Raw genomic sequence first — 12175 nt, 5'->3', positions numbered from 1 at the left:
ATGGATATCCTCTCCGTTTCTATCCGAAGCGATATAAGCAGCAATGGCTACCAGTTAGAATATTGCTGCGGTATATCACCAATGGTAAATCAGGTAAGTGTCTATTGCCGCTCAGGTAGTGAGTTAGAGATAAAACTTACAAAATTACAGCTACAGCACCCTAAAGCTATATGGTTAACTTCTGATTTAACTGCTTTAGTCAAAACTGCATTAGAAACAGGCTTTCAGTTAACCCAAGTGCCTTTGATTGACTTAACCGCTGAAGCCAAAATGTTGATGCTAACGCATCCAAAGTATCAATCAGCAGACCTCAGTATAGAAAACGCGTATCACGTTTTTAATGTGAAATTGGAGACAAGCCACAGCCATAGACAAATAAACTTCTTTAAGCGAGTTTTAGACCTGTTAAATGCAAGGCTACAGGATTCAATAAGAACTAATGACATTATTCAACAAATGGTCATTCGAGGTGAGTATATAAAGGCCATCGTTAAACTGGATAAACAAGGGGTTGGCTTTCCAATAGATCAAGATAAACTCAATGACTGGTTCGTTAACCAAGCGGATACCATTGATAGAATTCAGCAGAAAGTAAATGATGTATATGGTGAGATTTATGTAACGACCTCTGACAATAAAGGCCGAAAACTGAGCCATGAGAGGCTAAGGCTATTAGCTAATATTAACAATATACCATGGCAAACGTGGGGCAATGGTAGTTATTTAAACTTAGATAAGAGCTACTTAAAAGAATTGGCAAATCACCACCCAGATTTAACCATGTTTTATCAGTCGATTACTTTCATCAACGCTATTAATTCAAGGGATTTAAGACAGCTAAGCAACGATGGATATATCAAACCAAGCTTGTTTTTAATGAGTCAGAAAACAGGTCGTAACAGCCCTAAACCATCGGAAGGATACTTGTTAAATGCAGGGGCTTGGATACGCTCTCTTATCACTCCAAAACCTGACCACTGCGTTATTGCAATTGACTGGTGCCAACAAGAAATTGGTATTGCTGCGGTGTTATCGGGTGATCAGAAATTGATGCAGGCATACAACACAGTAGATGGCGATGTGTATATTGCTTTAGCAAAGCAAGCGGGTTTTGCTCCACCTAGTGCTACAAAATATACTCATCCTGAAGTACGACAAATATTTAAAACTGTACAAATCGGATTAGGGTATGGCAAAACAGTCTGGTCATTAGCAAAAGATATTAAAGCTATTTCAACCAACCTTTCGATGGCACAAGCTTATAACAAAGCACAGCAAATTCATGATTGGCATAAGGAAACATTCTCAGCCTACTGGCAATGGATAAACGCTGGCATCAACCGAGCCCGAGAGCAAAGATTCATGCAATCACAGGATGGTTGGACTTACTTTGTCGACGATAGGATAAAAGATACGCAACTTCTTAATTTTCCAATGCAATCCAATGGCGCAGCATTAATGCGCTTAGCTATCACAGAGTTAGCTAAGTACGATGACATTGACTTTATCTGCACACAGCATGATGCAATTTATGTTAATGCAACTGTTACGGAGCAATCGCAGGTAATAGATAAAATTCAGACGGCAATGGATTTTGCCTGCAATGAGTTATTTGACGGTAAACTTTTATTACGGACAGAAGTCAGTATTTACCATGAAAATAACCCGATAATACAATGTGGGGATATACCAGATATACTCCATCAAATTTAGATTTTTGATAAAAACCTGATTGTTTCTAGCCGTATTTTAAAAACTAAAGAACACTTGAGTATATCTGGTATTAAACCTGAATCAGTTGGTTCAAGGCTTCTCTTTACTGGGCACTACCGTGGGATCCGTACGCGGATATTCTTTGATATGAGCATTAGGTACTTATTGTGTCTTGTTAAAAAAATCAACGGATCTGGATATCCTTTCAGGTGAAATAAACTCTGCACCAAATTATTCGGGTTCAGGCTAAGCAGGTGGGCTTTCTATGAGCTTTTGAGGTTTTTTACTGCTTGCTCAATTTTTGAATGCAGCGAATTAAGTTGGTCGTCATCCAATAGCTCAATACCAGCAATGTTTTCCAAAATAAGACCAATATGCTCACTAATATCATCGTTAAGATTACCTAATTCAATCAACATTTCGGCTATCTGGTTGATCTGATTGTTCGTTAGCATGATGTCTCCTTATTGATACCATATAACCTTCCTGTAGTTTCAATTTTGAGACAACGATATTCTGGTGTTTTGTCGGATGTCGACATGAGTGTGTCGGTTAAGTGTATGAGACCGAGTAAGAAATAAAGTATGATTTGCTTATCACTATAATAATTCTAAAAACTTAACTTGATTATGGCGTTACTACGGACGGTTTTACTTTTTATATTCATTTATTCGGCATCATCAGCCGCGCAATTTTTACCGAACCCTAACTACACCAGCTATAACATTGAAGATGGTTTATCAAATAGTATGGTATACACCATTGCTCAAGATGGTGATGGTTATATGTGGTTTGGGACTGAGGATGGACTGAACCGTTTTGATGGCAAGAATTTCAAGGTATATCGCTATGATCCGACAGATGCAAATAGCTTGGTGGGAAATAGTATTAATCAAGTTTATCTGGCACCTGACAATTCTCAATGGATAGCGACCCATAATGGGATCAGCCAATACCATAAAGAGTCAGATAGTTTTACCAGCTATGATAGCTCAAAAGGTCTGTCTCACAACAATATTCAATCAGTACTGAAAGTCGATAATGAGCTATGGTTAGGCACAGATAATGGGTTAAATGTAGTTAACATAACTACGCAAGAAGTATCGACTTTTCCTGTCAGCGATCATGGTAATGGAACCAATCATAAATCAATTCGTTCATTGGCAAGACAAGGTAATTATATTTGGATTGCGACTTGGGGAGGCGGTTTAAATCGATATGACCTTACGTTAAAACGCTTTGATTACTTTCGTCATGATTCGAATGATGATCGCAGCTTGAGTGCTGATACAGTGTATACCGTATTTAATACGACTGAGAACGAAATTTGGATTGGCACTGTACTTGGTGGCTTAAGCCGATTTAAAGCAGATTGTGAGTGCTTTGAACGATTTAACCCAAATCCAGAGTATCAGCAGTTGACTGTACCTAACTTGGCTGAAGACGCAGATTCGTTGTGGATTGCAACTAATAATGGTCTGAGTCAATTTTCATTTGAAACTCAAACTTTCAGCAATTACCCAATGCTTAAACCTTATGAGCTTGGCAATATCACCCGCGATGTTCGCTCAGTATTTATAAGTCGAGATGGCACCATTTGGCTGGGTAGTTTTCAAGGTGGTGTGATAGCCATTCCGGCTAATGGCTTTGCAATTCAAACCTATCAGTATTCAGAACAGGCTCAAAATAGCCTTAAATCCGACGATATAAATTCATTAACGCTCAACAATGGTTATCTCTGGACTGGCGCTGTTGGTGGCTTATATCGCTACCCAATTTCAGATGATGGTAGGTTGGGTAAAGCAGAGTTAGTGCTTGATACCTTTACCCTAAAAATAGAACCATCTAAAGACGGCAGTTTTTGGTTGGCGACAAACAATGGCTTGTATCACCTTGATGCCGCATTGAATACGATCTCACACAATGACCATTCCAAATTAATATCTGATATTGCAGGGGAAGGCGCAGTTTTAGATGTAGTTGAAACTGCACAAGGCCAGATCTTTGTAGCGAATTGGCGTGGTGGATTAACAACGCTGGTGGATGAATATCAGGGTTATTTTAAACAAGTGGGTGTTAGTGGCAGTGCACGGGGTATCAAAGCAAACTCCAATATTTATGCACTTGCAGAATACCAGAGTAACCAACTTTGGATTGGTACGATGGACGGAGTAAATCGTTATGATATTGAAAGTGATGTAATTCACCACTACCCACTACAATTAAACGATAACCAACCCCAAGTTACTGTGTACTATCTGTATGTCGATGGTGCAGAGCTATACCTTGGCACCAGCAGCGGAGTTTATCAATATCAACCATCTTCAGATACGTTTAAGCACTATCCGTTACCGCTAAAAAGTCACTACATACAGGCTATAACAAAGGAGTCGCAAAACATCTTTTGGTTATCGACGTTTAATGGTCTGTATCGTTGGAATAAATCAACGAATCAACTAAAAGCATTCTTTAAACGCGATGGGTTACAAAGTAGTGAGTTTAATACCAAAGGTGTTGCAACAGGCGTCGATGGAAGCCTTTATTTTTCAGGTGTTGATGGTGTTTCAAAAATTATTCCCGAGCGATTAAAACAAGGTGATTCTGCCGCTAGTTTGAGATGGATTTCACCCGATAGCAAAGCATTAGTTAGCGCTCCCCTTAGTTTAGAGTTCATGGCGTCAACAGACACGGTTGCACTTGAGTACTTCGTTGATGATTTCTTTCAACCCGAACAACGCCAATTTAGGTATCGTTTAAATGAAGGTAAGTGGATTAATAATGGTAATGCTAGCAGTATTCAACTCAGTGGTTTAGCAAAAGGCTTGTATCGCATTGAACTCCAATATTCACACGATGGAATAGAATGGAATAATGCACAAAGTGACGTAAACATCTTGGTAAGCCCACCTTATTATCAGTCAGATATTGCACTAACCTTATATTTCTTACTATTGATATTCACAGGTTATGGTTATTATCGGTATCGAACAAGCTTTCTATTAAGGCAAAAAGCGCAACTTCAGAAAACAGTAGATGAAAAAACGGCTGAGTTAGCTTCTACGTTGGATCAAAAAAATCAGCTGTTTGCCAATATATCTCACGAGCTTAGAACTCCTATTACTTTAATTAATGCACCAATTGAACAATTAGCTCAACAACCTAATTTAACTGAGCAGCAGCAAAAGCTTATTCATTTGGCTAAGAATAATGGCAAGCGATTATTTGGCTTGGTTGAGCGGATATTGCACCTTAGTAAAGTTGAACAAAAAGAAAAGCAAGTTGAGCCTATTAATATTGATGACTTACTTATACGTTATGTGATTGCCTTTGAGCCTTTAATGCAGCAAAAAAAGATTGAATTACATCAACACCTTAATAGCAATGCAATCATAGAAGCAGATAAAGAAGATCTGGTTTCGATACTTGAAAATCTACTTTCTAACGCACTGAAATACACAAGTGCTGAAGGTTGGGTAAAACTCGATTCAACGTTGGTCGATGGTAAATATCAGCTCGTTATTGAGAATCAACACTCAGGATTAGCAAATGAGCAAACAAAAAAAATATTCGATCGATTCGAACGATTAGGTCAACCCGATTCTGAACAAGGGTTTGGTTTGGGTTTATCGCTGGTACGAGATATATGTAGCCAAAACGGTTGGAAGATAACCTGCTCAAGTAAAACAGGTTCAGTCGCTTTTAGTTTAACCATTAATGATTTTTGTATAGAAAGCAACCAAGAGTCTCCAGCTCAAAGGCAAATAATAGAGCTTGGTGCTGGTAAAGCAACATCTAGCAATCAAGAACAACAATCACTGCTGATTGTCGAAGACAATGATGAACTACGAGGTTTCTTGGTCGATTTACTATCAAGCGATTATAAAACATTCAATGCAGCTAATGGTTCAAAAGGGTTAGAGCTCGCCATTGAACACATTCCAGATTTGATAATCTCAGATGTCATGATGCCAGAAATGGATGGTTTCTCGTTAGTTAAAGCCCTTGCTGAGCATGATAATACCAGTCATATTCCTGCCATTTTATTAACAGCCAAAGCGGATGAAGAAAGCGAATTAAAAGGGCTCGAATTGGGGGCGGTGGACTACATAGCAAAACCTTTTGAAGCTCGGCAATTGCTCCTAAAAGTTAAAAATACACTGGAGCGCCAAAAGCTAAGATTTAAAACTCAGCAAAATCTAGATGACCCTATTGAAAGCATTGTTAGCGAACGCGATCAAAAATTCATTGAGCGTTTAAATCAGCTAGTCGAGAAGAACTATGCTGACAGTGAGTTCTGTGTTGAAAAGCTAGTTGATTCGTTTGCCATGAGTGAAAGGCAGTTACAACGAAAGCTAAAGGCACTATTCAACCAAACGCCAGCCGAGTACATTCGAAATTACCGATTGCTAAAAGCAAAGGAATTGTTAATTGAAGGCAAATCTATTTCGCTGACTTCTGATTTAGTTGGCTTTAATTCTTCCAGTTATTTTAGCCGAAGTTTTAAAACGGCTTTCGGGCAGTCGCCAAAAGAGTTTATAACTCAGTCACCTAAGTAAAATACATAGCTGATATTGTAAAAAAGTCGGCTATGTACACCTATCTGTCGGATTCGTTCACCTCCAATTGATTGAATTTACTTACCTTTATTGTTGTTTCCTTTTCACTAGAGTGAAGGGAGGCTTAATTAAAAATACAATCAAAGGATATGTAATGAGTTTAGGTTATTGCCCCGAATGTAATGCTGAAATTTCTTCCAGAGCAACACGATGCCCTAAGTGTGGTTATGCAGGAGAGCCAAATATTTTATCCAGATTATTTACTATTGCCGCTTTTTGCCTTGGTGCATACGGAATAGTTAATTGGTTAATGTTGCAATAGAAGGAATAAAGAAAATGTCAAAGACTTTAAAAATTGTGTTAGGCGTAATATTTACTTTTACTGCAATCATTTACTTAGTAAACATTGGGGCTAAATCTTTTGAGGATGCAAATTCAATAGGTAGATTAATCAGCCACCTAGTTATTGGTGTTTTAGTTGGTGGCTTGATTGTATTGGGCTTACTACAAGCAGAGTCACAACAGCATATAGCAGCTAACAGGTGGGTGACTTTAAAACTTAATGATCATTTTAATGCGATATTTATTACAGGTATCGTTTCAATACTGGCTGTAGTCATTTCAAAGTCAGCGCATGAAGTAACAAAGTCCTCTTGGTATTTAGCAAACGAAATATCAAACAGTGGAGTAGCAATATGTGATGAATATGAATCATCGGCTCAAGTCGAAAAATCTAATGATAAATTAATAAAGTTAGCTAGAGCGCATCTTTCTAGCCAAGAGATATTTCTAATGGCTTGTGAAAATGCGCTATACGAGAACGAATTTAACGAAATATATTCCTTAAAAAGAGCTTTAACCGATATCGAGCTAGGAAATATAAAAAGGGGTTTTGCTGTTATAGTGCGACTCACAGAACAAACCAATCAAGAAAAACTCCTTAAAAAGTTAGTTTCTTATAATTACTTAACTGAAGCGGAAGAAGTAGCTGAGCTTTTTGACGATGCAAAGATAAAAGCGAGCATGCTTAATTTAGTCGCAGAAAAATACTTTAAGAATAGTGATTATGTTCAAGCTGAGCGGCTATTTTCATCGTTACGATCTGATAATTATTACTATGGTTTTCGTGGCCTACGAAGGGTTTATGACAAGGTTGGTAAACCTGAAAAGTCTGTGAAGCTCTATCTTCAATTATTAGAAATGGAAGAGAATTCAAATTTAGATGCGTCTAATACATCAGCTTGGTTGGCTTACTATTATGACAATGGTTTAGGGGTTGCTCAAAATTTAGAACTTGCCAGAAGTTACTATGAAAATGGAGTTTCGAGTTTATCTGAAAGTGGAAAAATGCGATTAGCTGAAATGTACTATGACGGGATCGGTGGTTCGGTAAACAAAGAGAAAGCATTTGAACTCGGCTATCAGACAGATGAAATGAAACTCGCTTCCAAAATAAAGAAGTTTAAAAAAAGAAACGTTGAAAGTTTAGATAAACCTAACAGTGATTACTACGAATATAGTGAAGATAAAAAGTTAAGAGTGCTTTATGAGCTTTTCAAACGTAACACTGGCGCATTAAACCTATGCTCAAATGTAAATTACGAACGTATTGGAATAATGAAAGAAATAACATCTGATCCCTACCAAAATGGTGGTAATTGGACAACTTACGTATCTGCCATTAGTTATGATTGTTATTCACCGCAACTCGGCGATCAAGACATGGACTGGATTTTTACAGCAACCTGTGACTCAAGAAGTAATACCTGTACATGTATACAAGGTAAGGGAGTGGAATACGCAACTAGCGTAATTGAAAATGCTCGTTCTTGTACTCGAGAAAATATAACTCTTTAAAACTTATGGTTAATTTTTATTATATAGTTTTAATTTCTTTTTCTTTGTTATTAGGTTGTAGTTCTCAGCCAATACCTCAAAGCAAATGTGGTTTATCTAGAGACCTTTATTCATCAGTAAGCCGATACCATCGTGGTCCCATAAATGGTGGTTACGATGAAAACCATGACGGAAAAGTCGATCATATCGAAGCATTCTCTAGCTGGGACTTTTCTCAGCTAGAACGTGTTTTACATTCAGGTGTTGAGCATAAAGAGTACTTTTGGGTAAACATTGATACATGCTATCAATTTCACGTAACGGCTAGCGATTTTTATGAAAACAAAACGATGCCTGTACTGTATCAAACTTGCCGTGACTTTTCCTATGCGGTTTATTCTCCCAATAAAGAATTAATTGGCAAAGATACTGGAACGGGATGCCGGCACTTCACTAATCAGAAATGGGAAATTATGTAATTTGTCGGATGTGTGAACTCTCTTGTCGGCTCCGTACAAATGCTCCAAGTGATTTCATTTAATACTTCAATGAAATAAAATATCGGCTAAATACAGCTATAAGCAATTGATTCATTGGAGTAACATGAAAACAACAACTACAGCAGGTGGAAGGTCTAAATTTAATTATACAGGCTCATTAGCAGATGAATTTAAGCTGATGTTTCCATCAAAGCCAATATTAATAAAATCAGAAATTATCAATAGTTTGCTTTCAGCTTTTAAGGGGCAAAGTGTCCTAGGTGGGTTTCACGCGACTAAATCACCTGAAGGGAGTGTTGGTCACTATATTTCAACCTATCAATCCAACACTATGAAAAGTAGCCTAAGCCCAGTATATGGAAGCCATATTATTGGCATTTTAAGAGATTTAGAGTTAGTTAGCGTAAGCAAAGAAAAATACAGTATTGTTGTTAAATTTTCGGACTAACGAGCAGCTTAAATTCCCGCTTGAAATTCTACTCAACGGCACTCCAGCCATGTAATTCGTCGGTAATGTACAAGTAATTGTCGGTAGAGTGAACACTTAAAGTCATTTTATTTCATATGGTTAAGCCTATGTTTTCTTTCTTGCCAACTGGTTAGAAGCTAACTGGGTATTAACCTTAAAAGGAAATAAAAATGATAAGATGTACGCACTCATTATCAGCTATTGCAATAGCACTAACCTCTGTATTATCGCTCAATGCTAACGCTACAGGTGTGCATGGTTACTTTCACGGCAATGAAGGTATTGCACACATAAAAAATGAGCTTTCCGTTCCACTCCTTCCTGCACCATTCACATCAAGAGCACCACAAAAGCTAGCTTTCGCGAAAGCGCAATTAAAAACAATTTTGATGAACTCTGCATCAAGTGATCAAATTATTCCTGAAACTTGTGAGCCAAGTGAATTTGCTTCTTACTCGGGTAATGATTTTGTTGAATACGTATCTAATGCATATTTAAAACATGAAGTGTCTGCTGGTTACGATTGTTTTCGTTCAATAGCGGTTACCTTTGATGAAGCGGCTACAGTTTTCAGTACGGAAAATGTCAACAATGTGGCTAATGCTATTGTTTCGGAATTGTCAGAAGAGTCATATGTACCTGAGCGTATTTTCGGTAAGGTGTTCTTTTTGCGTGTTATGTATTTATATGCAGCCAACAACGACCTAATTCTTTCGACTGACGACTCAAACATCAAAGCAGCCTTCGATGATGTATTTGCTAACTTTGACGGTAATACAGCAGACCGTACTCACCAACTGGTTATCGCTGAAACAATAAATCTTGCTGGTGGCTATTATGGCTACTTAAAATTTAAGGGCTTAAATGGTGGTGATGAAAGAGCTGCTAAGTGGATCGATTTACTTCCAATTATGAAAAGCCGGTTAGACCTCATTCGACCACTTTTCACCGCTCCTAATGAACAAGATGAATATGGTATATATCATGCAGCAAATACCATAATTAACGAGTTCAATCGCATGACTCGTTATTACATCGGAGAAGCAACATATGATGATGTCGAAATGCCAAGTATATTGGCGCAATACATTTACAACATAAATGTAGATGACCCAGTACCTTCTAACGCAATACACGCACTACTTGCTATGGCAGAGATTGGTATTACTAATGAGATTGTTGCAGCCGTTCAAGAAGTACTGGATGCAACGGGTAAGTTTAGTCAGCCACATGTCGCATTATTGCGTTCAATATCAAATTCTGGCTTGGATTGCACAGTGTTTGAGCGTGACTCCCTTCTGTGCGTTACGGATGAATTAATAGAAGAAATGCGAGACTTTGCGTTACCGTCAGAGTTTACTTTTGGTGATATTACCTTCAAGACCAAATTGTCTGAAGAACGTGCTCGCCACATATATAACTCCCTGCAAGCCACTCGTTCATTGTTTTTCCGTAATACTGGCATCACTGACGCGATACAAGATGATCCCAATGAAAAATCCACTTTTGTGATTTATGGCTCGCCAGAAGATTATCAAACCTTCCAAGGTTACTTATATGGCTTAGATAGCAACAATGGTGGTATCTACATTGAACAAGACGGTACTTTATATACCTTTGATCGACCTGATACTGAAATGTTTGTTCTTGAGGAACTAGCCCGCCATGAATACGTACATTATTTAATCTCACGCTATTTAGTTAAAGGTATGTGGGGTGAGACTCAAATGTATGAAAATGATCGCTTCGTGTGGTTTGATGAAGGAATGGCAAATTACTTAGCTGGTGCAAAACAATATGGTGGAACTGATCCTCTTGCAACAATGATCGAAATGAAAATCTGGCACAGTGAACGTTCTATTTCTGAGATTACAGCCACTTCATACAGCGACGATTGGATGTACCCATACAGTGCATTGTTGTTCAATTATTTGGATGAAACTGGAAGTGAATCAATAGTTGATATGGCTTCGGCTGTTGCGGCAGATGATGTTTTTGAATTTGATTCAATAGTTGCTTCATTGAGTAATTTAGACAGTGGTTTTCAAACATACGTTAGTGGGTTAACAGCTGATGGATGGCAAGCTCCTTGGTATGAATACAAAACAGATGCATTATTGGAGGCTGATGGTGTAGTTGATATTCAAACTGTATTAACTGCATCAATGGGAGCTACAACCAGTTGCTCGGAATTAGACGCGTCTAATTTTAAATGCACATTTATTATTGAAGCTAATGGTGCCAAAGCCAAGCAAATCAGCATTGTTAATTCTGTGCTAGATACAGGCATTGAAGGTGCTTTATCTAATGGTTTGAATAACTTTGAAACTATGACTTGTCACCCGACTAAATTTAATATTGAAAACGTTGATGCTGAATGTATTGGGTTATTGCGTCCAGATAATATTGACTATGATGATGGTGTAACTGACACCGACGGTGATGGTTATCCTGATGAACAAGATGCATTTCCTAATGATCCTACCGAATGGGCAGATACTGATGGTGACGGTCATGGGGACAATAGCGATGCATTTCCGAGTGATCCGACAGAGTGGGTAGATTCAGATTCTGACGGCACTGGCGATAATGCCGATGCATTCCCTAATGATGCAAGTGAAACCACAGATACCGATGGTGATGGCTACGGTGACAATAGCGATGTATTTCCGAATGATCCAACAGAGTGGATAGATTCAGATTCTGACGGCACAGGAGATAATGCTGATGCGTTCCCGAATGATGCAAGTGAAACCACAGATACTGATGGTGATGGCTACGGGGACAATTCAGATGTATTTCCAAATGATTCAACTGAATGGTTAGATACTGATGGTGACGGCACAGGAGATAATGCTGATGCATTCCCGAATGATGCAAGTGAAACCACAGATACCGATGGTGATGGCTACGGTGATAATTCTGACGCTTACCCAAATGATGCCTCAAAGTGGCAGAAAGAAACAACTCAACCTGTTGCAGATACACCGAAAAGCAGCAGTGGTGGTAGCTTTGGCTTTATTTCCGCACTTCTTATGATTGGTATGGCGATCTTAAGAAGAAATAAACATTCTTAGTTTCCATTAGTTAAATACCTATGC

7 protein-coding genes are annotated in these 12175 nt (G+C 38.3%); 6 read left to right on the top strand and 1 reads right to left on the bottom strand.

Annotated features, from left to right (window positions below; all coding sequences use genetic code 11):
* On the top strand, positions 1–1713 hold the full coding sequence (locus tag WA256_RS17460; RefSeq protein ID WP_335992731.1) for a DNA polymerase: 1713 nt from the start codon (positions 1–3) through the stop codon (positions 1711–1713).
* Positions 1714–1976: 263 nt separating this feature from the next.
* Here WA256_RS17460 and WA256_RS17455 read toward each other — a convergent pair whose 3' ends face one another.
* Positions 1977–2168 (bottom strand): hypothetical protein, encoded by a 192-nt coding sequence (locus tag WA256_RS17455; RefSeq protein WP_138687366.1) that lies wholly within the window; start codon positions 2166–2168, stop codon positions 1977–1979.
* A gap of 174 nt (positions 2169–2342) precedes the next feature.
* On the opposite strand from WA256_RS17455, the gene WA256_RS17450 reads away from it, so the two are divergent.
* The 5 genes from WA256_RS17450 to WA256_RS17435 all read left to right on the top strand — a co-directional run bounded on the left by WA256_RS17450 (position 2343) and on the right by WA256_RS17435 (position 12151).
* The gene (locus WA256_RS17450) at positions 2343–6269 is read left to right on the top strand and encodes a hybrid sensor histidine kinase/response regulator transcription factor (RefSeq protein ID WP_335992730.1); all 3927 of its coding nucleotides are present in this window, start codon (positions 2343–2345) and stop codon (positions 6267–6269) included.
* A gap of 154 nt (positions 6270–6423) precedes the next feature.
* Complete coding sequence (locus WA256_RS21075) at positions 6424–6591, top strand: zinc-ribbon domain-containing protein (RefSeq protein ID WP_350338350.1); 168 nt, start codon at positions 6424–6426, stop codon at positions 6589–6591.
* 14 nt (positions 6592–6605) lie between these two features.
* On the top strand, positions 6606–8126 hold the full coding sequence (locus tag WA256_RS17445; RefSeq protein ID WP_335992729.1) for a tetratricopeptide repeat protein: 1521 nt from the start codon (positions 6606–6608) through the stop codon (positions 8124–8126).
* Positions 8127–8708: 582 nt separating this feature from the next.
* A complete protein-coding gene (locus WA256_RS17440) occupies positions 8709–9053 on the top strand; it encodes a hypothetical protein (RefSeq protein ID WP_335992728.1) in 345 nt (114 codons plus the stop codon).
* A 191-nt stretch (positions 9054–9244) separates the two neighbouring features.
* A complete protein-coding gene (locus tag WA256_RS17435; RefSeq protein ID WP_335992727.1) occupies positions 9245–12151 on the top strand; it encodes a collagenase in 2907 nt (968 codons plus the stop codon).
* The last annotated feature ends 24 nt before the right edge of the window (positions 12152–12175 follow it).

The organism is Pseudoalteromonas sp. CH_XMU1449-3 (assembly GCF_037027245.1).
GTDB classification, from domain to species: Bacteria; Pseudomonadota; Gammaproteobacteria; order Enterobacterales; family Alteromonadaceae; genus Pseudoalteromonas; species Pseudoalteromonas shioyasakiensis.
The sequence above is the reverse complement of the archived record's forward strand: the minus strand, read 5'-3'. Positions and strand labels throughout refer to the sequence as shown.

Coding starts and splice junctions, on each gene's coding strand:
- WA256_RS17460 (WP_335992731.1), top strand. CDS start 1: ATGGATATCCTCTCCGTTTCTATCCGAAGCGATATAAGCAGCAATGGC.
- WA256_RS17455 (WP_138687366.1), bottom strand. CDS start 2,168: ATGCTAACGAACAATCAGATCAACCAGATAGCCGAAATGTTGATTGAA.
- WA256_RS17450 (WP_335992730.1), top strand. CDS start 2,343: ATGGCGTTACTACGGACGGTTTTACTTTTTATATTCATTTATTCGGCA.
- WA256_RS21075 (WP_350338350.1), top strand. CDS start 6,424: ATGAGTTTAGGTTATTGCCCCGAATGTAATGCTGAAATTTCTTCCAGA.
- WA256_RS17445 (WP_335992729.1), top strand. CDS start 6,606: ATGTCAAAGACTTTAAAAATTGTGTTAGGCGTAATATTTACTTTTACT.
- WA256_RS17440 (WP_335992728.1), top strand. CDS start 8,709: ATGAAAACAACAACTACAGCAGGTGGAAGGTCTAAATTTAATTATACA.
- WA256_RS17435 (WP_335992727.1), top strand. CDS start 9,245: ATGATAAGATGTACGCACTCATTATCAGCTATTGCAATAGCACTAACC.